The 24,273-nt window shown below is 39.6% G+C and carries 21 protein-coding genes, 1 tRNA gene and 4 pseudogenes; 12 read left to right on the top strand and 14 right to left on the bottom strand.

Annotation, left to right across the window (positions count from 1 at the left end):
* Positions 1-5 precede the first annotated feature (5 nt).
* On the bottom strand, positions 6-1,523 hold the full coding sequence (locus AC4CVD_RS11940) for a TolC family protein (protein WP_490753191.1): 1,518 nt from the start codon (positions 1,521-1,523) through the stop codon (positions 6-8).
* A gap of 341 nt (positions 1,524-1,864) precedes the next feature.
* Here AC4CVD_RS11940 and serC point away from each other — a divergent pair, with 341 nt between their 5' ends.
* Positions 1,865-2,944: a 3-phosphoserine/phosphohydroxythreonine transaminase gene (gene serC / locus AC4CVD_RS11935; RefSeq protein WP_325086462.1), complete on the top strand. Its 1,080-nt coding sequence runs from the start codon at positions 1,865-1,867 to the stop codon at positions 2,942-2,944.
* Between the two features lie 437 nt (positions 2,945-3,381).
* On the opposite strand, the gene AC4CVD_RS11930 is transcribed toward serC, so the two are convergent.
* The 7 genes and pseudogenes from AC4CVD_RS11930 to map form a co-directional block, all read right to left on the bottom strand.
* Positions 3,382-4,338, bottom strand: coding sequence for a TauD/TfdA dioxygenase family protein (locus AC4CVD_RS11930; protein WP_419276828.1), 957 nt, complete (start codon positions 4,336-4,338; stop codon positions 3,382-3,384).
* A 167-nt stretch (positions 4,339-4,505) separates the two neighbouring features.
* Positions 4,506-4,640: a hypothetical protein gene (locus AC4CVD_RS11925; RefSeq protein ID WP_004982541.1), complete on the bottom strand. Its 135-nt coding sequence runs from the start codon at positions 4,638-4,640 to the stop codon at positions 4,506-4,508.
* Positions 4,633-5,841 carry an MFS transporter gene (locus AC4CVD_RS11920; RefSeq protein WP_201952004.1) on the bottom strand — a complete coding sequence of 403 codons (1,209 nt, stop codon included), beginning with the start codon at positions 5,839-5,841 and terminating at the stop codon, positions 4,633-4,635. The genes AC4CVD_RS11925 and AC4CVD_RS11920 overlap by 8 nt, the downstream gene beginning before the upstream one ends.
* Before the next feature lie 152 nt (positions 5,842-5,993).
* Positions 5,994-6,515 (bottom strand): annotated as a pseudogene (locus tag AC4CVD_RS11915) (OmpW/AlkL family protein); the annotation flags it as partial.
* 19 nt (positions 6,516-6,534) lie between these two features.
* Positions 6,535-7,625 (bottom strand): IS4-like element ISAba1 family transposase gene (locus tag AC4CVD_RS11910; RefSeq protein WP_100607965.1). Its coding sequence is split into 2 segments (ribosomal slippage): positions 6,535-7,085 and positions 7,085-7,625, totalling 1,092 coding nucleotides; the frame shifts between segments, so codons are not numbered across the junction.
* Positions 7,626-7,683: 58 nt separating this feature from the next.
* A pseudogene (locus tag AC4CVD_RS11905) lies at positions 7,684-8,253 on the bottom strand (OmpW family protein); the annotation flags it as partial.
* 328 nt (positions 8,254-8,581) lie between these two features.
* Complete coding sequence (gene map, locus AC4CVD_RS11900) at positions 8,582-9,409, bottom strand: type I methionyl aminopeptidase (protein WP_004695821.1); 828 nt, start codon at positions 9,407-9,409, stop codon at positions 8,582-8,584.
* A gap of 207 nt (positions 9,410-9,616) precedes the next feature.
* Between map and rpsB the strand changes: the two genes are divergently transcribed.
* From rpsB to AC4CVD_RS11860, 8 genes and pseudogenes are all read left to right on the top strand, one after another.
* On the top strand, positions 9,617-10,366 hold the full coding sequence (gene rpsB / locus AC4CVD_RS11895) for a 30S ribosomal protein S2 (RefSeq protein WP_004982536.1): 750 nt from the start codon (positions 9,617-9,619) through the stop codon (positions 10,364-10,366).
* 141 nt (positions 10,367-10,507) lie between these two features.
* Complete coding sequence (gene tsf / locus AC4CVD_RS11890; RefSeq protein WP_004695824.1) at positions 10,508-11,383, top strand: translation elongation factor Ts; 876 nt, start codon at positions 10,508-10,510, stop codon at positions 11,381-11,383.
* 83 nt (positions 11,384-11,466) lie between these two features.
* A pseudogene (locus AC4CVD_RS11885) lies at positions 11,467-11,793 on the top strand (DUF3465 domain-containing protein); the annotation flags it as partial.
* An 88-nt stretch (positions 11,794-11,881) separates the two neighbouring features.
* Positions 11,882-13,011, top strand: a protein-coding gene (locus tag AC4CVD_RS11880; protein ID WP_100607972.1) for an IS3-like element ISAcsp5 family transposase whose coding sequence is annotated in 2 segments (ribosomal slippage) — positions 11,882-12,134 and positions 12,134-13,011 — 1,131 coding nt in all. Because the reading frame shifts where the segments join, the coding sequence is not laid out codon by codon here.
* A 68-nt stretch (positions 13,012-13,079) separates the two neighbouring features.
* A pseudogene (locus tag AC4CVD_RS11875) lies at positions 13,080-13,253 on the top strand (DUF3465 domain-containing protein); the annotation flags it as partial.
* A gap of 67 nt (positions 13,254-13,320) precedes the next feature.
* On the top strand, positions 13,321-14,154 hold the full coding sequence (locus tag AC4CVD_RS11870) for an AraC family transcriptional regulator (RefSeq protein WP_078426468.1): 834 nt from the start codon (positions 13,321-13,323) through the stop codon (positions 14,152-14,154).
* 68 nt (positions 14,155-14,222) lie between these two features.
* On the top strand, positions 14,223-14,924 hold the full coding sequence (locus AC4CVD_RS11865; RefSeq protein WP_490753190.1) for an AzlC family ABC transporter permease: 702 nt from the start codon (positions 14,223-14,225) through the stop codon (positions 14,922-14,924).
* Positions 14,925-14,927: 3 nt separating this feature from the next.
* The gene (locus AC4CVD_RS11860; protein ID WP_490753189.1) at positions 14,928-15,245 is read left to right on the top strand and encodes an AzlD domain-containing protein; all 318 of its coding nucleotides are present in this window, start codon (positions 14,928-14,930) and stop codon (positions 15,243-15,245) included.
* Positions 15,246-15,889: 644 nt separating this feature from the next.
* Here the strand turns inward: AC4CVD_RS11860 and AC4CVD_RS11855 are convergent.
* The 6 genes from AC4CVD_RS11855 to AC4CVD_RS11830 form a co-directional block, all read right to left on the bottom strand.
* Positions 15,890-16,498: a septal ring lytic transglycosylase RlpA family protein gene (locus AC4CVD_RS11855; RefSeq protein WP_004695839.1), complete on the bottom strand. Its 609-nt coding sequence runs from the start codon at positions 16,496-16,498 to the stop codon at positions 15,890-15,892.
* Between the two features lie 287 nt (positions 16,499-16,785).
* Complete coding sequence (mltB, locus tag AC4CVD_RS11850; RefSeq protein ID WP_490753188.1) at positions 16,786-17,787, bottom strand: lytic murein transglycosylase B; 1,002 nt, start codon at positions 17,785-17,787, stop codon at positions 16,786-16,788.
* Between the two features lie 470 nt (positions 17,788-18,257).
* Complete coding sequence (locus AC4CVD_RS11845) at positions 18,258-18,908, bottom strand: hypothetical protein (RefSeq protein ID WP_004695843.1); 651 nt, start codon at positions 18,906-18,908, stop codon at positions 18,258-18,260.
* Between the two features lie 27 nt (positions 18,909-18,935).
* Positions 18,936-19,748 carry an NADPH-dependent 7-cyano-7-deazaguanine reductase QueF gene (queF, locus tag AC4CVD_RS11840; RefSeq protein ID WP_168158078.1) on the bottom strand — a complete coding sequence of 271 codons (813 nt, stop codon included), beginning with the start codon at positions 19,746-19,748 and terminating at the stop codon, positions 18,936-18,938.
* Positions 19,748-20,521, bottom strand: coding sequence for an ABC transporter permease (locus tag AC4CVD_RS11835; RefSeq protein ID WP_004982514.1), 774 nt, complete (start codon positions 20,519-20,521; stop codon positions 19,748-19,750). Before AC4CVD_RS11835 ends, queF begins: the two co-directional genes overlap by 1 nt.
* Positions 20,518-21,453: an ABC transporter ATP-binding protein gene (locus AC4CVD_RS11830; protein ID WP_004695849.1), complete on the bottom strand. Its 936-nt coding sequence runs from the start codon at positions 21,451-21,453 to the stop codon at positions 20,518-20,520. The genes AC4CVD_RS11835 and AC4CVD_RS11830 overlap by 4 nt, the downstream gene beginning before the upstream one ends.
* Before the next feature lie 178 nt (positions 21,454-21,631).
* On the opposite strand from AC4CVD_RS11830, the gene AC4CVD_RS11825 reads away from it, so the two are divergent.
* The 3 genes from AC4CVD_RS11825 to AC4CVD_RS11815 all read left to right on the top strand — a co-directional run bounded on the left by AC4CVD_RS11825 (position 21,632) and on the right by AC4CVD_RS11815 (position 24,257).
* Positions 21,632-21,707: transfer RNA gene (locus AC4CVD_RS11825), tRNA-Arg, on the top strand.
* A gap of 907 nt (positions 21,708-22,614) precedes the next feature.
* Positions 22,615-23,607 (top strand): hypothetical protein, encoded by a 993-nt coding sequence (locus AC4CVD_RS11820; RefSeq protein ID WP_490753187.1) that lies wholly within the window; start codon positions 22,615-22,617, stop codon positions 23,605-23,607.
* A gap of 32 nt (positions 23,608-23,639) precedes the next feature.
* Positions 23,640-24,257: a hypothetical protein gene (locus AC4CVD_RS11815; RefSeq protein WP_490753186.1), complete on the top strand. Its 618-nt coding sequence runs from the start codon at positions 23,640-23,642 to the stop codon at positions 24,255-24,257.
* The last annotated feature ends 16 nt before the right edge of the window (positions 24,258-24,273 follow it).

Raw genomic sequence — 24,273 nt, 5'->3', positions numbered from 1 at the left:
AAGAATTAACGAATAAATCGCGTATTAGGTTGCAGAAGATAAGTTTGGAACTGATGGATCGAACCATGACTTTGTAGAAGCGTCGCCAGTGACATGACATATTTATAGGCATTCAGTGCGGTTTCTGCTTTTAAAGCACTGAGCATATTTTGTGCATCGATCACTTGGGTCGCTGTTCCCATATCTTCTTTAAAGGACAGTTCTTGTATACGTAAATTTTCTTGTGCTGCTTTTATATTTTGCTGTAATAACAGATCACTTTGCTGCGCTGTGGTGGCTTCGCTATACGATTTATAAATCACATTTTCAATTTCTTGTTTAGTCCGTGCTGTCATCAGTTCAGAAGCGTAGCGTTGTAACTCTGCTGCTTGGACATTTTTGTTTTTATCAATGCCTGAGAACAGATTGTACTGTGCGGCTAAGCCAACGATCCAGTTATTTTTATCGTCTAGACTGTATTCACCAAAGGCAAAAATATGTGGTTTCTTGGCGGCGTTTTGTGCCGTGACATTGGCTTGTGCCAGTTGAGTGTCCATTTGCAGTTTTTGTACTAAGGCCGATTGATCTGCATATGACCTGAGTAGAGTATTTAAATCTTGGTTTTGGGTACTGTTAATAAAGAGTGGTGTGGTTAGCTCAGTAATTTGGCTGCTTTGTAAAAGGTTATTCAGCTGAAATAAACTGGCTTTTAAATTGGCCTGACTGGCTTGTTCACTCCGCTGTGCATTGTTTTTTGCCACTTCAAATTGCATGCGCTGGCCTTTACTAATAAAGCCCTGTTGTTCAAGTTTAAGTGCATTGTCATAGTGTTTTTGCATTGCATGCCAATTATATTGGCTAGACGCGAGCAACTGTTTTTGCAGTTGAACATTGAAATAGGCTTGAATCAGTTCAAAGCGTTGTAGGTCTTGCTGTTGTTTTGTATTGAGTTCGCTACGTTTTGCTTTGATATTGGCGACTTGTTTCACACTTGAGGTTAACCCACCTGTATAAAGCGGCATCATTGCAGAAATGGTCGGGCGTATGACTTGATCTTCTAAGGTAATTTGCGAGCTATTCGGAATAAGCCCGACACCTTTGTGAATGGTTTGATCAATACCTTGCTCTAAACCACTTAAATCGCCCAAATTTGGATAGGCGTTTTGCCACTCATCAATTTTCGTGGCTACACCATCAGTCAGTGTTTGTTCTAAATTATTTTTGAGTGCACCAAGAGGCACATCAAGCTCATTATGAAAAGCATAAGCACGTACGTTCAGATCGATACGGGGTAGCCCCAAACCTTTGACCGCTTCAGCCTCTAGTTTTGAGGCTTGTTGTAAGGCTTGTGTGGCCTGTGTGCTAAACGAGTCTTGTAAAACACTTTGCTCAGCTTGTTGATAGCTGATAGATGCAGCAAAAGTTGTCGAGCTGATTCCGAGACTGAGACCGAACATGCTTAATGACAAGATTGATGGCAGTGATGTACGCAATAGGAATTTGTTGGCTGGTGTATTAAGCATGTTGAATAGTCTTTGTGGCATGAACACGACTCTTTTCTATGTTTTTGCACATTATACGCATAATCTAGCTGTGCTGAATGCTGACTCAGTTACTGAATTGTTTAATTTGCAAATGTATATCAATAGATTAGCGACATTTTTAAGCAAAGGAAATGCTTACGTTTGAGCTTAGATGAATGGGAAAGCGCCACTGTAATTGATTGAGCAGTGCTGAGTTAAAACTGGATCATTGATCTTGATTGAGTTTTTGACTGTAAAGGTGAGATTACATTGAAATATTTTCAGTTGAATTTACTGCAAGCACTGGCTATCTGTGGTTAAATGCCATCATTTTATTGTGTTTCACTTTGAAAGGAAAAATCATGCGCGCGTACAACTTCTGTGCTGGTCCTGCTGCATTACCTACTGCCGTTTTAGAAAAAGCACAAGCTGAAATGCTTGATTGGCAAGGCAAGGGTCTTTCCATCATGGAAATGAGTCACCGTAGTAAAGACTATGTTGCTGTGGCTGAAAAAGCAGAAGCAGATTTACGTAAACTCATGAACATTCCAGAGAACTATAAAGTCTTGTTCCTTCAAGGTGGTGCTTCACTTCAGTTCTCCGCGATTCCTTTAAACTTGTTGGGTAAAAACAGCAAAGCGGACTATATCCATACTGGAATTTGGTCTGAGAAAGCACTGAAAGAGGCGCAGCGCTATGGCGATATCAACGTCATTGAAGCGGGTACGCAAATTGATGGAAAACTTGCCATTACAGACTCAAGCACTTGGAACTTATCTCAAGATGCGGCTTATGTGCATTATGTAGACAATGAAACGATTGGTGGTCTTCAGTTTGCGGCTATTCCAGAAACCAATGCGCCATTGGTTGCAGACCTGTCTTCGAGTATTTTGTCTGCACCTGTTGATGTAACTAAATTTGGTATCATTTATGCAGGTGCACAAAAGAACATTGGCCCAGCGGGTTTAACCTTGGTTATTGTTCGTGAAGATCTGTTAGATCAAGCCAAACCTGAAATTCCAAGCATCTTGAAATATGCTTCACAAGCGAAGAATGATTCGATGGTCAATACACCATCGACCTATGCATGGTACTTGTCCGGTCTGGTGTTTGAATGGTTGCTTGAACAAGGCGGTGTTGAAGCGATTCATAAAGTGAACCTTGAAAAGGCGAAACTACTTTATGGTTATATCGATGCAAGCGATTTTTATGCAAATCCAATTGCTGTTCAAAACCGTTCAATTATGAATGTGCCGTTTACTTTGGCGAATCCAGATTTAGAAAAACTTTTCCTGAAAGAAGCTGAAGAAAACCATTTGTTGAATCTTGCGGGTCACCGCTCAGTTGGTGGGATGCGCGCAAGTATTTATAATGCTGTTCCACTAGAAGGCGTTCAAGCCCTAGTGAATTTTATGGATGACTTTGCGAAACGCAATGCTTAAGTCATAGCGCCAGAAAAGCCAACTTGAAAGTTGTAATGCCAGTTAGTTAAGAAACTGACTGGCATTTTCTTTTAGACTTTATCTGATCCGCGGAAGCGTCATCCGCAACCTGCCTAACTTTTGGCTTGGGCTGTGTTCTAACAAAAGTTGTTTAAACGAAGCAAGTGAACAGGTTTTGCGGATGACAAATATTTTCTTTGCGAAGCTTCGCTTCTCATTTGGCTAAACAAAAGAACAGAACGAACTCCATAAGTTTGATTTAAAACAGTAAGTCTCCGTTGAGAAGAGCCCAACAGTTAATGCATTCTTTTGAAATGCATTAACTGATCAGTCGTACATTGTTTGATGGGCTTTTTTTATTGGTTTTTTAACAGATTATCTAAAACAATCGTGACATTTTGGTGTCATGCCCATGAATTATTCATTTTATTTGTTGCCTAGTACGGACGCCCACCTGCAAGACTAATACGTTTGAGTAAGCGACGTTGATCGACAGGAAAGGGGCGACGTGAATGTAGTGTCACCTGATTATCCCAAAAGACAATATCTCCAGTTTCCCAGTGATGTTCATAGCGAAACTCAGGTTTGAGGATGTGCGTACGAAGTGCAGCAATCAGTTCACTGCCTTCGGTATCATCGACATTGAGTAATTCAACTTCCGAACGGGTATTGAGCCAAAGCGCTTTACGCCCAGATTCTGGATGTGTGCGGACTAAGGGATGCGGATAGGCATGACCTAAAATGGGTTGATCTTTAAAGCGATAATAAGGGCTGTCTCCATAACCCGTATTGCCAGTATTACTTTGCGCACGGACGAATGGGTTATAAGTAATCAGCTGTAGCTGGTCGATCTGCTTTTTGACGTCATCGGGAAGCGCATCATAGGCTTTGATGGTATTGAACCAAGAGGTTTGTCCGCCGTCTTGAGGAAGCTCAAGGGCATAGAGCAGAGAGCCAAAAGAGGGAAGAGGTGTCCACTGGTGATCGGCATGTGGGGTGAGTTCGCCATGACCAGTATAGTCGCCTTGACCGACCGCATTGGAAACAGGAACCACATCGGGTGGAACACCAGTGTCAGTCTGGCTAGCCAGCACAGGATTGTCTGCACTTGGGCGGAAAATAGAACCAAAATAGCTGGCAAAGGCTAAATATTGCAGATCATCCAAAGTTTGGTTTTTAAAAATTAAAATCAGATGTTCAGCCAAAGCTTGTTTTAAGCGATAGATGGTCTCTCCTGCTTGGGCTTTACGGGCATCTAAACCAAAAACCACAGCACCTAAGGCTTCTTCCGCCAGTGGGATAATTTGTATTTCTTCTGGATTTTGAAATTGTTCAGGTTGATGCCAACGCGGGGCATCATGAATCGCTTGTGAAAGTTGAGTTAATGCGGTCATTTTGATTATTTTCTCTAGATATGCGGTCTAGAGAAAATGTAATCAAAATATGTGTAATCTTAAAATTAAAAGAAGTTCTAAACTTATGAAAAAATTTAAAAAATACTAAGCTGATGATTATATTGCTTTTCTTTTATAATGAAATATTGAGCTCAAAATATGCAGATTTAATGAGCGCAAAATGCCTGATTAAAATACTCAAACAGGTCAGGCGTATTCAGCCAAAGGCTAATAGCCAGAGCAAACAACGCAATAATGCTAATGCCGATACCGCATTTGAGCCATAAAAATGAATTAGTCATGGACAACCGCCTTTTCATCGACAAAGAAATGTACCAGTACGCCAAAAACACTCAGAATAATAGAAAACAGCCAAATCAAGTCATAATTACCTGTCACGTCATGGTTCACACCACCCAGCCATCCACCGAAAAATGAACCGACTTGATGAGTAAAGAACACGATGCCGCTCAGCATGCTCAGATATTTAATACCAAACATATTGGCCACAATACCGTTGGTCAAAGGCACTGTAGATAACCATAATAAACCCATCACTACACCAAAGCTATAGATGGTGACTGTGCTGAGTGGGAGCATCAAAAAGGCAATAATGGCAATGCCTCTGAGTCCATATAAGCCCATCAGTAACTTTGGTTTAGAATACTTCCCACCTAGCCAGCCCGCAGTGTAGGTGCCAACGATATTAAATAAACCGACCAGCGCTAAGAAAACAGTTCCTGTAGTTGCATTAAAACCATGGTCAATCAAATAGCCAGGTAAATGGATACCTATAAAGACCACTTGGAAGCCACAGACCAAAAAACCAAGTGATAGGAACCAAAATGGTTTATGGTTTTTCGCAATGACTAAAATATCTTTAAAACTGAGCTGAACTTGATTGGTTGACGCATTCGGTACAACAAAGGCGGGAGCTTTGAGCATCCAAGCCAGTGGAATAATCATCGCAATTAAAAGTGCACTAACGACCAACGCCGCAGACCAGCCAAAGTTTTGTAACAGCAGTAAGGTTGACGGCAGCATAATGAACTGCCCAAAAGAACCCGCTGCACTGGCAATGCCCATAGCAAGGCTACGTTTTTCAGGCGGTGCAGCACGACCCACCGCGGATAACAATACAGAAAAAGAGGTCGCAGATAATGCTAGGCCCAAAATAAGACCGACACTTAAGTTGAGTAACCAACCCGTAGAGCTGACTGCCATGAGCAGCAAACCGATGGTATACAACACACCACCGACGGCAACCACGATTTTAGAGCCATATTTATCTGCTAATGCACCTGTAAAGGGCTGTGCAGCGCCCCAAATCAGGTTTTGCATCGCAATCGCTAGACTAAAAACATTATGTCCCCAGCCAAACTCATCACTCATAGGCACAAGGTAGAGTCCAAAGCCATGTCGGACACCCAGTGATAATGCCAGAATTATTGCACTTCCAATGAGCATATAAATCAGCGGTTTGGAAAAACGAGTTTCTGACATATTTCAACCAAAAAATGAGCTTAGAGTTCGCTATATTAAGTGAATTATTTGCTGAAAGCGATGATAAAAAATTGACTATTTGATCAATAAAAACAATGAATATTCATGAAAAAAGACGACTTGGTGTCGTCTTTTTGGTAGTTGTTTGAAGCTTAGAATCGGTAGCCGACACCTGCATACGCCAGAATGGGGTTAATTTCAATATCGGCTGTGGATTTGATCAGTTCACCGTGCGTAGCATCTTTGACGGTAATCGTGGTTTCATTTTTAAGATGAGCATAGGACACCGAGCCGACAGCAAACCATTTATCATTAAAGTCATAGGTGAAACCGACGGTTGCAATAGGGGCGAAGGCATCAGTTGCTTCTAGCTTAACTTTGGGATTGGCTGAACTTTTTTTCCCTTCAAGTGATGCGCCAGCATTTCCTTCTTTAATATTGGCAATCATATGACCTGCTGCAATCAAGTCTTTTTCAGTTTGTGGGTTAATTTCCAACTCATTAAAGTAGGCATACATCATTCCAACACCGACATAAGGGCGGAATTTATTCACACCTGTTTTACCAAAGTGATATTGGAACTCGAAAGCAGGTGTCCACGCGCGTGCAGATGCCGCAGGGCCATATGCTTCTAAGTCAGTAATGAAAATATCATTTTCAAGTTCTAAATTTCCTCTCTGTACACGACAAATTTCACAGAACCCTTATCCTATCAGGATTCTGCCTTCTTAAAATTGCCAAAATTTCCTTAAACTCTTCTTTTTTCCCAAAACCAATTAAACGCTGAATCGCCATTTGAACATAGTCTAAACCATAGCGAAATAAACTCATTGAGAGTCGTCCATGCTTCTTTATTTTTATCGCTTTTTTTTGATCATGTTGCCATTCACCCGTTAAGTAACACCAACAGAAGCTTATAGCTAACACCGCAATCAATTTTTTCACTCGTCTAGGGTCTGTCAAGCGCGTATTTTCAAGATTAAACCCGCGTCCTTTGAGACAACTGAATAAGGTTTCAATTTCCCAGCGTAATGCATAATCCTGAATAGCATTGGCATTAAACTGAGGAGAAACGACGAGTAAAAGCTCTCCATTTTCTAACTGTAGTGCACTTATATATAGTTTCACCCGACCAACCAAAATCCGTCGTTTACGACATTCAATTTGACCAACTTTAAGATGGCGAAATAAATCACTAATTTTATGATTCTTTCCTAAATGATTGGTGACAATGAAGTTTTTTTAACACGAATGCAGAAGTTGATGTCTTGTTCAATTAACCATGTAAACCACTGCTCACCGATAAACTCTCTGTCTGCGAACACATTCACAATACGGTCTTTACCAAAAATGGCTATAAAGCGTTGAATCAAAGCAATGCGCTCTTTCGTATCTGAATTTCCACGTTTATTAAGCAATGTCCAAAGGATAGGTATCGCTATTCCACGATAAACGATTGCGAGCATCAGGATATTAATATTTCGTTTTCCCCATTTCCAATTGGTTCTATCTAAAGTCAGTTGCACTTGGTCGAATGAAAACATATTGAAAATCAACTGAGAAATTTGACGATAATCAAAATACTGACCTGCAAAGAAGCGCTGCATACGTCGATAAAATGATTGTGGTAAGCACTTGATGGGCAAGGCTTTAGATGCAGAAGAAAGATTACATGTTTGCTTTAAAATAATCACAAGCATGATGAGCGCAAAGCACTTTAAATGTGACTTGTTCCATTTTAGAGATTTGTTTAAGATAAGATATAACTCATTGAGATGTATCATAGTATTCGTCGTTAGAAAACAATTATTGTGACATTATTTCAATGAGTTATCTATTTTTGTCGTGTACAGAGAAATTTCCTAAAGCTCCGCCCATAGGTGTTGCAGTTGCTGAGAAAGGCGCATAAATTTTTCCTTTACCTTGTAAATCGACTTTTGGTGGAATCCCTGCTTTCATTTCAAAAGAAATATTGTCGGTAAAAAAGTAATTGGTCATGATGCCCAATGTAGTGACATCATCGGCTTCTAAACCCGTACCTGGATTATCCCATTGACTGAGTCCACGGATTTCAGCAGTTCCACTTAGTGCTGAGGGGACATCAGCATTAATTAAAGCTAGCCCATCAAGAGTAGCCTTTAAGAGAGGATTGACGCTACTTCCTGGCTTGATATTGTCGAGCACCGTTTGTGCTTTGATATCTCCAACTTTTGCAGTTTCGCTTTCTTTAACCGATGTGTTAACTCGGAAGGGTTGGGCTTTACCTTGTGGCATGACGTGTAAAGCACCGACCGATACAGAAAAGCGTTTAAATCCATCACCATCGTGTAGACTAAAATAAGGTGAATCTGCATGTGTGAGCATAGGCAAGGCAGCAATAGACGTTGCTACACAAAGCAATGTTTTTTTCATTCTGGGACTCCATGTCCAAATTAGCTATTCGTTTTTATAGTGCGTATTATTAAGGTTGCTGCTACGATAAAGCTGTTGTTTTTAAAGGATATGTGTTTTTGACATTTGTGAATGTCAAAACCCATTTTGTGTGATCGTGTTACTTGCTTGCAATCTTTGTTACAGGTGAATGAATGTAATAGAGCGCTACTGTTGAATATTTTTTGATTCTAGCTGTTTGTAAAATAAAGAATAAATTTCACATCTAATATTTGCTTAGTCATAAAAAAGACCACCAGTAGGTGGTCTTTTTGACAGATGGCATCATATTTTATGCCAATGACAGCATTTAAGACTGAAAACGTGATAAATCTTCTTCAGGACGTGCAGTTAAAACTTCAACCCCGTTTTTAGTGACCAATAACGTATGTTCATACTGTGCAGACAAGCTATGGTCTTTGGTCACTACCGTCCATTTATCCCCCAATAATTTAGTTTTCCAGTCACCACCATTGACCATTGGCTCAATGGTAAAGGTCATGCCTTCTTCTAAAATCATGCCTGAGTTTGGTTGACCATAGTGTAAGACTTGGGGTTCGTCATGGAACACAGTTCCAATACCGTGACCACAATATTCACGCACGACACCAAAACGTTCCGATTCGACATATTGTTGAATGGCATGACCAATGTCGCCAATGGTTGAACCCGGCTTCACTGTTGCTATTCCACGGTACATTGCTTCTTGTGCCACTTTACATAAACGATTCGCGAGAATAGAAGTTTCGCCACCCACGATGTACATCATGTTGGTATCGCCGTGGAAACCATCTTTAATGACCGTCACATCAATATTTAAAATATCGCCTTTTTTCAACACTTTTGCATCTGAAGGAATGCCGTGACAGACCACATGGTTTACAGAAGTACAAATCACATGTTGGAAAGCAGGGCGACCTGGTGCTGCACCGTAACCTAAACATGCTGGAATCGCGTCTTGTTTATTGACAATATAATCGTGACAAATCGTATCTAACTCAAGTGTAGTCACACCTGGTTTAATATGTGGCTTGATCATATCCAAGACTTCAGCCGCCAGTCGCCCAGCCACACGCATCTTTTCGATGTCTTCAGCGCTTTTGATGAGTCGACGGGGTGCTTCGTAAGTACTGTTCATGATCTCTAAAAACTTTTGGAAATTTGTGTGTGACTATGGTATAAATAGCCGCCCATTTTATCAAATGCTTTTTCGTGAATAAATTTCACGGGCTTTGTGCGATGGGGCAATAAAATCCGCACATATATCGACACATTTCTCTGGGTGCCCGTTAGGGTGGAGGATGCGGATATATGGAGGCCTAACCCAAACTTTAAGGTAAAGAAAATGGCAGATTACAACGTAAGCATGCGCGACCTTCTTCAAGCAGGCGCACACTTCGGTCACCAAACACGTTTCTGGAACCCAAAGATGCGTCAATACATCTTTGGTGCGCGTAACAAAATTCACATCATCAACCTTGAGCACACTGTTCCTGCGTTAAATGATGCTTTGAACTTTGTTAACAACCTTGCTAGCAAAAAGAATAAAGTATTGTTTGTTGGTACGAAACGTGCTGCTTCTAACATCATCCGTGAACAAGCACAACGTGCTGGTCAACCATATGTTGATCACCGTTGGTTAGGTGGTATGTTGACGAACTGGAAAACACTTCGCCAATCTATCAACCGTCTTAAAGACCTTCAAACTCAATCTCAAGATGGTACTTTCGCTAAGCTTACTAAACGTGAAGCTTTAGAGCGTACTCGTGAGATGGAAAAACTTGAACGCGCTTTAGGCGGCGTTAAGAACATGGGTGGTTTACCTGACGCATTATTCGTAATCGACGTTGATCACGAAGCAATTGCAATTAAAGAAGCTAAAAACCTTGGTATTCCTGTAATCGGTATCGTTGATACAAACTCTAACCCAGACAACGTAGACTACGTTATTCCGGGTAATGACGATGCGATCCGTGCAGTTACTTTGTATGCTTCTGCTATGGCTGATGCGATTCTTGCTGGTAAAGAATATGCTCAATCACAAGCAAATGCACAAGCTAAAGTTGAAGAAGCTAAAGAAGCTCCTGAGGCTTAATGCGTTTGACGTAAGCTTGTCATTTTTGCGACATGTGATGGTGGCAAAGTAAGCGTCATGTATGCAGACGGCCCAAGAGACAGCTCTGGGCCGTTTCTGTTCTAAAAAGAATTCATTTTCTACCGTATTTAGGAGATTGACATGACTGCAGTTACAGCAAGCATGGTTAAAGAATTGCGCGACCGTACTGGTCTTGCAATGATGGAATGTAAAAAAGCATTAACAGAAGCGAATGGTGACATCGAATTAGCGATTGATAACCTTCGTAAATCTGGTCAAGCTAAAGCGGCTAAAAAAGCGGGTAACATTGCAGCTGATGGCGCAATCACTATCGCTCAAGACGGTAACAAAGCGCTTCTTTTAGAAGTAAACTGCCAAACTGACTTCGTTGCTAAAGACGAAAACTTTGCTGGTTTCTCTGCTCAAGTTGCTGCTGCTGCTTTAGCTGCTGGCGAAACTGATGCTGCTAAAATTGCTGAATTGAAACTTGAAGATGGTGCAACTGTAGAAGAAGCGCGTATTGCTCTTGTTCAAAAAATCGGTGAAAACATCCAAGTTCGTCGTGCTCAAATCATTGAAGGCGAAAACCTTGCAGTTTACAAACACGGTTTAAAAATCGGTGTTGTTGTATCTTACACAGGTGATGCTGCGACTGGTAAAGGTATTGCAATGCACGTTGCTGCATTCAACCCAGTTGCTATCTCTGCTGAAGGTGTATCTGCTGAACTTATCGCTAAAGAGAAAGAAATTGCTGAAGCTAAAGCAATCGAATCTGGTAAGCCTGCAAACATCGTTGAGAAAATGGTCACTGGTTCAGTTGAGAAATACTTGAACGAAGTTGCTCTTGATCGTCAAATGTACGTAATCGACAACGACAAGAAAGTTGCTGACGTTCTTAAAGCAACTGGTACTACAGTTGTTCAATTTGCTCGCTTTGAAGTGGGTGAAGGTATTGAGAAAAAAGCTGAACTTTCTTTCGCTGAAGAAGTTGCTGCTGCTCAAGCTGCTGCAAAATAATTGAAAAATTATTTTGAGTAAAAAAAAGCCCCTTTGGGGCTTTTTTTATACAATTAATAAAAATAAAACGGGGAAGTAGATAAGTGGCCAACAAAACCAACCTGAGTATTGGTGCGGTGATCGTACTTTTGATTGCTGCGTATTTCGGAATCGATCTTCAAGAAAATCAATTACAAACATCGACACCATCAGTCGCGGTAGAGCCCTCTACACAGACCAGCCAACCGCAAAATCAAGTGCTTGATGGCACAGCAAAAATTGCCCAAGCGTTTCAAAGCCGGAAAAGTAATATTCAAGTTCAATCACAAGGGCGTGTTGTGGCAGTGCTTAAGGATGATAATGACGGTTCTCGTCATCAAAAATTTATTGTAGAACTCCCTAATACAATGACGGTTTTGGTTGCACATAACTGATGTGGTTCTAGGATTTTAGACCACGCCTATAAGTGATAATCTACTCCCCAATAAGCATGGGAAATGCTTGTTTTTGGAGTCAACCATGACACGAAGAAAACGTCGTAATCATTCAGCAGAGTTTAAAGTTAAAGTTGCTCTCGCAGCAATTAAAGGCGACCACACACTCGCTGAACTTTCTACTCAATTCGATTTACATCAAAACCAAATCATCGATTGGAAAAATCAACTGCTTGAGCAATCAGTCAATATTTTTTCACGACCAACAGCACAACAAGAACCAGAGATTGACCTCAAAGCTCTACATGCCAAGATAGGACATCAGGCATTGCAAATTGATTTTTTAGAAGGTGCGCTCAGAAAAATAGGGCAGCTGAGCGGCAAAAAATGATCGATAAGACCCATCAACTTTCGGTACGACAACAATCGCAATTGATTCAAATCAATCGCAGTACGTTGTATTACAAGCCCAAAGAGATTTCATCAACTGATTTGAGTTGGATGCGTCTAATCGATGAAATTCATCTCGACTACCCCTTTATGGGCAGTCGAATGATACGAGATATGCTACAGCGTCAAGGACATCAAATAGGTCGGCGTAAAGTCCGACGTTTAATGCGCTTGATGGGAATACATGCCTTGTATCCAAAACCCAATACCAGTAAGCCTAATCTTGCACACCGTATTTTCCCATATCTGTTGAAAAACATGGTCATCGATCACTCTAATCAAGTCTGGTGTACAGATATCACGTACATTCCTATGGCTAAAGGCTTTGTCTATCTGTGTGCAATTATAGATTGGCATAGTCGTAAAGTACTGGCTCATCGAGTATCGATCAGTATGGAAACAGACTTTTGCATAGATGCGTTGCAAGAAGCAATTGTGAAATATGGTTGTCCTGAGGTGTTTAATACAGACCAAGGCAGTCAATTCACAAGCGAGGCATTTTTGAATGAGTTAAAATTGCGAAATATCCGTATCAGTATGGATGGGAAAGGACGATGGATGGATAATGTGATGATTGAGCGTTTATGGCGCAGCGTGAAGCATGAGGAAGTCTATTTGAAGGCTTACGATACGGTTAAACAAGCGAAACAATCAATTGCTGAATATTTGGATTTTTATAACATGATACGTCCTCATTCAAGTTTGAATAAGGCAACACCGGATGAATTTTATGATCAACATTTACTAAAAGTAATGGCAGCATAATTTAAATATTTAGAGCGGATTTATCATTTATAAAACTGAATTGAGTGGTCTAATTAACGGAACCATGTCATAATATTGATTTAGCACCCCGTATTGAACGCTTACAAAAAGGGGATACCGTTGGCTTCAATGGTGAATACGAATATAGTGAAAAAGGTGGGGTGATCCACTGGACACATCACGATCCACAACAGCGCCATGAAGGTGGTTGGTTAAAACACCAAGGAAAAACCTATCAGTAGTAGAGCAATTTTGTTCTATACGTTTTGCTGAATCGCAGTATGCTGAGTGTTCAGGAGAGGCCAACTCATGCACGAAATCAGACCCAGTGAATTTGTAAATTACCATCATGTTCAAGAACTTGATGGTCTTGAAATGTTAAAAGCCTCCTATCAACATACGCAGTTTTCAAAACATACCCATGAAGGCTACTGTATTGGTTTAATTGATGAAGGTGCACAGTCTTTTTTACGCACAGGAAATCAGCATATTGCGCCGCAAGGCGATATTATTTTAGTGAATGCTGATGAGGTGCATACGGGTTCTTCTGCTGTTGAAACTGGGTGGTGTTATCGAGCAATTTATCCGACTCCTGAAATGATCCAAGAGGTGAGTCAAGATTTTTTTCATGAAGCCGGCACTATGCCGTGGTTTCCGCAAGCTGTGGTTCATGATGAAGGACTAGCCGAACAATTGAATTTGCTCTTCGATTTGTTGTTACAGCCAAAAAACACACTGTTTAAGCAGAGTTTATATATTTCAACTTTGGCTTATTTATTAAGCCGTTATAATCAATCTAAGAAAATATTAAAAGACTTACCCGAAGCACAGCGTAAAGTGGTCTTGGTACAAGAACTACTTGCTGCGGAACCTGAAAGAGAGCATCAACTGGCCGAGCTCGCCGCTGTCGTCGGGATGAGCCCATGGCATTTATTACGTCAATTTAAAAAGTTTACTGGACTTCCACCTCATGCATGGTTGGTACAGTTTCGATTACGTAAATCTTTATATTTACTTAAACAAGGTTGCGAGATTGCGACAGTCGCACAACTCTGTGGTTTCTCTGATCAAAGCCATTACACTCGTCATTTTAAAAAGTCTTTGGGCTGTACGCCTGCGCAATATCTGGCACATAAAATTTAAAATAACAGCAATTTCATACAAGAAAGCCATCTAAGGTATGCCGCATATTGACTCCAATGAATTGAAAAATGGAGTCTGCTGTGCAGTCGCAATTGATCCAACATAAAAGTTTAGGTTTTTTCCGTGGTGTACAAGATATGTTGCCGCTTTCTGTTGCGGTTATTCCATGGGGAATATTGGCTGGCTCAGCGGCGATTAATGCGGGCCTGAGTGTGATGCAAGCTGTAGGCATGTCAGCGTTAGTGTTTGCAGGTGCGGCACAATTAGTCAGTTTGAGTATGCTTATGACGGGTGCATCTTTACTGAGTATTCTGATCACCGTGTTTTTCCTAACCAGCCAGCACTTTATTTATGCACTGAGTCTAAGAGAGGAAGTGAAGCCGTGGTCGCTCAAAAGAAGACTGAGCATCGGTTTTTTGCTAACCGATGAACTCTACGCCACCGCGATGCTGAAGGAAAAGCCGTCTTATGCCTATATGTTGGGTGCAGGATTCAGCTTTTATGTCAGTTGGGTGTTGTTTAGTCTAATGGGTATTTTGCTTGCAAATAAAGTACCTGATCTTTCAACTCTCCACTTAGAATTTTCAATTGTGGTGGTGTTCTTGGTTATGGCGGTGATGTTGATTCAAAATAAGGCCGCAATTTATGGCGTGGTGAGTTCATCGATCATGGTGCTGATTTTGAGTTGGTTCGAGCTTGGATCAGCTATTTTGCTGGCTGGATTTAGTGGCATGTGGGTTGCTGCGCTCTTTGATCAAGCAGAGGACTAAAACATGACCTGGTTATTTGTTTTGAGTTTGACCTGTGTGACCTTTTTTAATCGGTATTTATTTTTAGAGCCTAAAACTCAAATTCGACTGCCTAAATTTGCGACACGCATGCTGAAATATGCGGCGCCTTGTCTGATGGTTTCGATTTGTTTGCCACTGGTTTTTTTCGAAGACGGGCACTGGAAAGGGATACTTCAAAATAGTTATTTTTATGGGGCAATTTTTACGTTGTTAATCACTCTTTTGACGAGAAAATTATTGCTTAGTATTTTGCTGAGTTTAGGATTTTTTTATGGTCTGAATCTATTATTCGATTTCTAGCATTTCATCAGCAAATAGGCCCATCAAAGACCGAAAAAAGGATAAAAAAGTGTGCGAGCCCGATCTTTTTCATTGCTTTTAAATTTGTGTTGCTCTAAATGCTCACCATTTGCGATTTTTTCTATGTCTATCAAATTGGCGTAGCTTTGATTGGGTAACTAAAAAAGTTGAAAATAGAGCAAATGAGGCGGGGTTTGAGAACTTTGAAGAAATAACAAGGTTTTCTTTTGAGTTTTGGTTCATAAAACTGCCCTAATTATACAAAAACAAGCAGGGCAATAGTGAATCTAATATCGCAAAAATGGCGCTTAATTTACTAGGTAATTCATAAAATCATTCTAATTTGACGAATGCATAAAACTACAGTTCAGGGTAGGCAGAAAAATTGGCTTTGATCAGATAAGAATGAGCTGAGAAAATATTTAATTTTGCTAGTCTTCCACCGCTGTAAAAATGTGAGCGCACTCACTTCAAAAAATCGGATCGATTAGATTTCGCATCTTATTCAAACTAAGCATCTGGGAGGGATCAAATGATGGAGATCGAGCTGTTTACGATTGTGTAAAACATTAGGCAAAGATAGGACAATAAAAAAGCCACATTACTGTGGCTTTGCTGTCAAATGCATGCTGTAGGAAAGAATCTTAAGAGTTGGGTCCATCAATACGTTCAATGCTAACTTTAGCAGTACCTGCATTGGTGATACCCAGTTGCTTAGCAGCGCCATAAGAAAGATCGAGTACACGGTTACCATGGAATGGGCCGCGGTCATTTACTTTAACCACAACACTTTTACCATTGGTTTTATTCGTTACACGAATAAAGCAGTTTAGTGGCAAGCTACGATGAGCTGCAGTTAATGCATTCATATCGAATGTTTCACCACTTGCTGTTTTACGACCGTGGAACTGACGACCATACCAAGACGCCATACCCGTTTGACTAAACTTACGGACTGTATTTGATGCAACAGTATTTAACTTTTCAATCACTGAAGGCTCTTCTTCAGGGATCTCAATTTTTGCAGCGATTGTTTCGCGACGAATTTTATCACCTGAACGTTCAGTGATTGAAAGGCTATTTAAATTTGAGAAGTGTGAGTTGAAGCCTTGAGCATCTTTATTCAAGACACGCGCAGCTAGGCGAGAGTTATCGTTATCATTGGTAAATGATGACTGAACCATCTCTGCTTGCGATTGGCTCAGCGCGATGGTCGAGGCAATGGCCAGTATATATTTAAGTGAAGACTGCATTTATAAACTCCAAAAGACAATACTTTTTTCTTTAAACTAAGTGGTTGAAAGATAAAAAAACTTGCCTGTTAATTCACTTTTGCAACAACATTTGACGAAATGGATAATATTCATGCAGTCATAAGCATGTCTAGTGTTTAATTAAAATAATGATAAAAACTACATAAACCGAACAATTTTTGATTAAAAAATAACCAATATTGTAACAAGGTGTGAAAAATGCCGAAATTTGCATCATTTTTAAATATTTTTTTATTGACATCTCAAGGTTGAGTAAAAAGCTAGCCTTATCGGCTAGCAATTTCAGCCCCTAATTGCCAGACTGCAGTCGCATACATACGGCTCTTGTTATAGGTCGTAATCACTTGAAAGTTAGGGTAAGTGATGTAATAACTTTGCCCATAATTTTCCTGTAGTTGGATCACATTCACCATATCTAAATCATCGATTTTGACAATCGGATTGGTCGGTTGAATGCCCTGATTTTTTAAAACGCCATAAGGTGTCGGTAAAGTTAAATCTTTAGCAATGACCGCTTCAGGATTTGAGCCACTATAGCGTGCTGCGAATCCAATTGGCTGATTACGTTGCCAGCCATGATTTGCTAAATAGTTGGCAATTGAACCAATCGCATCGACTGCTGAATTTCGTAAATCGACATGACCATTGCCGTCATAATCGACACCAAACTTTGGAATATTGCTAGGCATAAATTGTGGGTAGCCCACCGCACCTGCATACGAACCTACAACCGAGTTGGTTGGCACGCCATCTTTATAGCTCCACGCAATTAAGGCGCCGAGTTCATCTTGGAAATATTGCTTACGACGTTCGTAACCAAAACCTAAAGTGGCTAAGGCATCACGGGTGACAAAATTACCTTTGTTCGTCCCAAAACCTGTTTCTACCCCTAAAATGCCGAGAATGACTGATTGCGATACACCAAATTGTTGTTCGGCGCGGTTTAAAGTATCTGCGTACTGTGCTTTAAAACGGACACCACGTTGAATGGTGCTTTCTGCCATAAAGTTGGTTTTATATTCGTACCACGGTTTACTTTCACCAGGGCGGTTCATAATGTTGATGATGTTGGGTACATTTTTAGAACCACTCATCGCCCAATCGACTTGTTCAGCAGACAGACCATAATTTTGCATGGTTTTTTGTTTAAAGCTAAAATAGTCAGGATGAGAAGCGAAATCGTTGGCTTGGCAAAAACTGGTGATCGACAAAGCGCCAATCAATAAAGGTAAACGTTTAACTTTGTTATAAAAGTTTAAATTTAACATAGAAGTCTAATTTCCAGAGTCGTTATTGGCAGTGGAGCAAAGCGAATAGGGTAAAGCCCATAGTTCGCGTTTCTGTTATGTCGAAATTCTTGTGAACGGAGTCTATCGTGAATAGGCTTTAAGATAACATTGTCTGTACTGAAGCGGGCAAATAGGTATACAAAAAAAGACAAACTCAGCCTATATAAAGGACAGATTATTCAAAATGGCACAGTTTTTCAGGCAGAATATTTACGTGACTATATAAGTCAAGTTTTACTGACTGATATAAAAAGTCTTCCTTATATAGAGGCAATTAAAATTGTAGTGTTTAGGGTCTAGTGACAATGACAAAAAGATCTGGTCTCAGCTTATATATGGACTTTATATATGGCTTTATATAAAGACTAAGAAATTACAGCTTAGAAACCAAAATGACCCTACACAAGTAGAGTCATTTTGATCTGAAAAGTCTCGAAGACTTTTAGTACTTAAGCATGAAATAAGGTGTCGTGATATTCAGCCAGAGCTAAAAGTTCATCTTTGGTTAAATTGGGGATGATTTTATTGGCAGCAATATGCACTGCTTTAATGACAGCTGCAGAACCGATATCGGCTGCTTTACGCTTAATCATGCCCAAATCGAGGGTTTTATTAAAGTCATTCATGAAGTGGCGTACAGTCGCTTCAGCAAACTGTTTATACAGTTCGGTTAACGCGGCTTTATCTACTTCATTGCCTGCTTTAATTTCAGCATAGTTATATTTGAGGCTGGTCACTAAGCTTGCATCTAACGCTTCACCCACACGGAACTGACCTTCAGCATCTTTAAACAAGCTTTTTTCAGAAAACTGAATCGATGCTTGAACCACATCATTCGATGATTTGCCTAAAAGCTGCTTCAACAAAACCGCAACTGTTGACTTAATATAGCCAGCCAGTTTCTCGGCTGTGTCACGTTTATCACTCGGTGGAAAACGGCGAACTAACTCAGTCAAAATGGCATCAATAATTTCATCATTGATGAGGAGTGCTGTTTTATCTCGAAGTGGATATAAAGGTTCACTTGAGTCTTTCTTCTGCTGAGCAGTTTGAATAGTCTGTAAAAGTTCAGTCGATGGAATAAAACCAAAAAATGGCATCGTGTATTAACCTCAATGTTCTTTATTTTATTGTCGCGCCAATCGAATTGGGCGGGGCATCCATGACACATCTGACACACGACAAGGGTTAATGTCTAAACCACCACGGCGTGTATAAGCTGCGTACACCATCAGCTTTTCAGGTTTCAAATTTTGCCAAATATCGGCAAATATTTGTTCCACACATTGTTCGTGAAAACCGTTGTGCTGACGATAAGAGATAATATAAGCCAGTATGCTGTTATAACAAGGCTTTTTACCTTTATATCGGATAAATACCGTGCCCCAATCAGGTTGTCCAGTGACTGGGCAGTTACTTCTGAGTAAATGTGAGTAAATCTGTACTTCAACATCTTCCGCAGTATCATCTAATGCCAATAGATTTGCATTGGGATGATTTTCCAATTGGGTCGGAGTCAGTTCATCAATACAGATACCTTCAGGTTGACTAATTTCCACATCATCGACATGAAAAAGATCAATATTCACATCTGCGCCAGCCGCTGCCGATAAATCCTGTTCGACTGTTTCTTTAAACGTAGCTTTAGACTCAAACTGAGTAAAGTTCATGCTATTAAAGTAAAGTTTTAATGACTTTGACTCAATGAGGTTGGGCGAGGTGGCAGGCAGATTGATGCGACCAATGGCAACTTGCGGAACACCATGGTTATTTAACCAAGAAATTTCAAAAACATGCCACCAGTCTTTACCTTGTTGAATACCTTCAACATGTGCATAGTGCTCACGTGCTGTAGCACGGGCTATAGGAAAAAGAATATCGGGTTGATAAGTTGTAGGGTAATTGGTGTCTTTACCCAAAAGAGAATGTTCTACACTCATTATTCACGCATTCCTGAACCACGAGAAAGTAAATAGTAAGCAATGCCATAAAGCACTGCACAGCATATGGTCATAACAGACAGGGAGACGACGACGTTAACATCGCTATGACCTAAGATGCCGAAACGAAAAGCATTGACCATATATACAATTGGATTGATCAACGATAAATTTTGCCAAAAAGGGCTGAGTGCTGAAATGGCATAAAATACGCCACCTAAATAAGTTAAAGGCGTCAGCACAAAGGTTGGGATGATGGAGATGTCATCAAAAGATTTCGCATACACCGCATTGATAAAACCACCCAGTGAAAATAAGAACGAGGTGACCAAGACGGTGTAAATCGTAACAAACCAATTGGTAATATAAAGGTCAGTAAAAAATAAACTCATAGCTGTCACAATAATACCGACCAAGACCCCGCGACAGACACCACCTAAGACAAAGCCCCATAAAATGGCATGCAAAGGTACAGGACTCATGATTAGCTCTTCAATACTTTTTTGAAATTTGGCACTAAAAAAGCTCGAAGAAACGTTAGCATAACTGTTGGTAATCACCGCCATCATAATCAGTCCAGGTACGATGAACTGCATATAGCTAAAACCGCCCATCTCGCCAATACGAGAACCGACCAAATTGCCAAATATCACAAAGTACAAACTCATGGTAATGGCAGGTGGAAGCAAGGTTTGCGGCCAGATGCGCATAAAGCGGCGAATTTCTTTATGTACTAGAGTATATAAAGCTACGCTAAGTTGATTTAAGTTCATGGCGTAGTTCCTTCGAGATTTTTTTCGACCATCTTCACAAACAGTTCTTCTAAACGGTTGGATTTGTTTCGCATACTGCGGACTTGGATTCCTTGCGATTCGAGCAATTGAAATAAGTCATTGAGGGTATGTGCTCTATCCATAGTCACTTCTAAAGTCACGGCATCGACTAAATGGAAACGAACCCCAATGATGTCGATATGAATCGGTTCAATCGGTGCGGCCAAATCAAAAATAAAGGTTTCTTCATTGAGCTGATTGAGGAAATTTTTCATGCTGGTGTCTTCTTTAATGACACCACGGTCAATAATGGCAATTCGACGACACAGCATTTCCGCTTCTTCTAAATAGTGTGTGGTTAAAATGATCGATGTGCCTTTATTGTTCATTTCTGTGAGGAAGTCCCACATTGAACGCCGCAGCTCAATATCAACCCCTGCTGTGGGTTCATCTAAAATAAGGAGTTTCGGTTCATGCATCATGGCACGGGCAATCATCAGGCGACGTTTCATACCACCTGAAAGCATACGGGCTTGAACACCGCGTTTTTCCCATAAGCCGAGTTTTTCTAAATATTCTTCGGCACGAACTTCCGCAATTTTTTTAGGAATACCATAATAGCCCGCTTGTGTGACTAAGATATCGAAGGTTTTTTCAAACTGACCGAAGTTAAACTCTTGAGGTACAACTCCTAAGCACTGCTTGGCTTGAGAGGGGTGTGTATCGAGATTATGTCCAAAAATTTCGACAGTGCCTGAGGTTTTCTTGGTCAATGAGCTGATAATACCAATCGTTGTAGATTTGCCTGCACCATTTGGTCCAAGAAGGGCATAGAATTCGCCTTCAGGAACAGTTAAATCGATGCCTTTTAAAGCCTGAAACCCATTTTTATAGGTTTTGGACAAATCTCTTAACGTCAATGCATCAGTCATGAAATTCTCGAATGATTAATAGTGGCACTATTGTGAGCGATTATGTCTAATAAACCAAGTAATCTACTCGCAATTCTGTGTTGCAGATATGGAACATTGTATAAAGCATAAGCAGGAAAATCACTCTAAGCTATATAGATGCTTTACCTTGTGATTTTTTTTGATATGATGTGCTCGCGCGCTCATAGCTCAACTGGATAGAGTACAGGTCTCCGAAGCCTGTGGCGTGGGTTCGAGTCCCGCTGAGCGCACCAATATTTTATTATTTATCAATGGTTTATATTTTTATACGCATGTATTTAAATATGCTTTTGAGGGGAGAAATTCCCAATTCATTCCCATGAAAATAAAGAGAAGCAAGTAAAAAACATAAAAAACCCTATATTTAGGTAATTAAAAAATATTTGGGGACTAGCGTTTTTTTGAGGTAATAAAGTAATATTTTTCTATAATCATATTTAATACAATAACTTATAGTGTTTTTAAAAAGTGATTTAGAGGTAATATTTAAGTAATAAATTACTGTGTAAAAAAGTGATTTTTATTTATTTATGTATCTAATAAAATCAATGACTTATAAAATATTACTTCAAGAATTACAAAAAATTACCTTTAAAAGTAATGTATTTTTATTTTTAAATTCAATAGCTTAAAAATACTTATTACTTTATTACTTCAATAAAAGTCCATTACGTAGAAAATACATTTTTATGTGCTCAAAAGATGGGAGTAGATTAAATAACGTGCTTTAGATATGTACGGTGAAATATTTGTTTCTGCTTTTTGGGGACTTGATTACATTTGAAATGCGAGCCTTTTAGATTTGAAATCCCAATGGGTGCTTTTGTAGTGAAATGCAGTATTACAAAATTAGCCTAAGCCTTCAAATACCCTAATAACGGTACACCTTTCCTTAAATTTTTCTTTTGCTTGTCCCTGCAGTAAATCAGCCACCTTTAGAGTGGGCAGGTGGGGTGGGGCAACTGCGCTGCTCAATAGGGAACAGAGCTAGGAGGCAAAAATCTTGCTTATCATTAAATTAATTTGAATATAGGCTCGACTGTACACAAGTTTTTTTACGGTGTTTTTATATTGTGGATAGTGTGCTGCTATGTCAAGATAGCAGCGCACTATTTTTATATTAAAACTAGAGGGTTAAGTATGTCGGGAAATATCGTAGTGACTTTTTATAATATGATGGCGAGTGTTAGACCAATCTCTAATAAGGCCTCATTACCTAAAGTCAAATTTGATATTCTCAAATACTTTGAACAGTTAAAAACTTGGGGTTATGAGAACTTTCATTACCGTTTCTTGAATGAAAAATTCTGTGGAATTTTATCGAATATTGAAATTGATAAATCGGCTTATGTGGTGCGTCTAGTTTTCATCGTTGCCGATGCTGAAGCAGATGATCCGTGCGTTCGAGATCTAAAAACAAATAAACCAAGATTACTGAAAAGAGCCAATACGGAAGCTGCCGAAAAAAGAGTGCATATTGTGATAAAGGTGGATAAACAGAATCCGACCTTAGCTCAATTTGCCGCAGAATATGAGAGAGGCGTAACTGCAAGAATTTTCATTAATACGCTGAATTATTTTACTAGTCATGCAAGAAGTGATACTGCCAAAAAACCTTTTTTTGTGGGTGAGCACCCAACTAAAAGAGATGAAAATGGTAATCCTGAACCATTGGGCTATCGTTTAATGTTTGAATATCAGTCGGAATTTAGCGAAGAAATTATCGAGGCATTTGCGAATGGTAATATTAAACATGTAGACTTTTATCGACCTGCCAAAATTAACCCACAATTTGATAGTCAGGGTAAATTTCAACAAGATGCGCTCAAAATTAGTCTTAAAGTTGGGGTGAATGTAGTACCAAGTACCGCAACAACACTTAAACAGAAAACAGATGCAATTATCCAATCATTCAATAATTTAATTGGTCAGCATACTGATTTGAAAGGCACCGTATTTAAAATCAATTTTACTGATTCAAATGGGACAAATCGCTTTGCTGAGTATGATTCTGATGTTCAAGAATTTACATTAGTGAAGAAAAAATTCTTAGATGAAAAATTGCGAAAACCCATGACGGATAAGGTGATTTTGAACCGTCCTCTATGTGATAGAATGCAAGCTAATATTTAAGAATAATTCATCGCAAATGAGGGGGTAAGGGCATGTTTGAATTAGTATTTAAACCTTTAAATTACCTTGCGATAAAATGGGAAGTTGAAGGGAAAATTTCAAAAAAAACATTTGATTATTTTATACCTTTAATTATCTCTGTTCTTATTAGTTTATTGTTGGTGGGAATGGAGTGTTATTTTAGTTCAAGGATAACTGAAGATGTAGATGTAAATATTTTTGCTTCTGATATTTCATCGTTACTTGCAGGATTCTTACAAACCATCCCTGGCTTTTATATTGCTGCCTTGGCGGCAATTGCTACATTGACAAGTCCAACAATGGATAGAGATATGGATGGAGTTGCACCCACTTATGAGATTGATAGTATTGATGTGGATGGAAATCCTATCAAAAAGGATGAACCGCTTAAGAGACGAGGATTTCTTGCGAGATTATTTGCATATTTATCATTTATAAGTTTAATTGCATATTTCTCTATTCTTATTCTTAGGTATATATATAAACTGGATATTTTAGCTGTAGAACAATTAACTTATTCGATAGTTTATTTTATATGTCTGACCGCATTTAATTTTTTGCTAGTGCAATTGATGTTATTAACCTTTTTAGGTTTGTATTATTTGGGTCAAAGAATACATGAGAACTAAAAAATCCCCGAAAATT

It is taken from the genome of Acinetobacter sp. LipI_23, from assembly GCF_058243045.1.
Note: the sequence above shows the minus strand (reverse complement) of the source record. Positions and strands in the feature narration are given on the sequence as shown.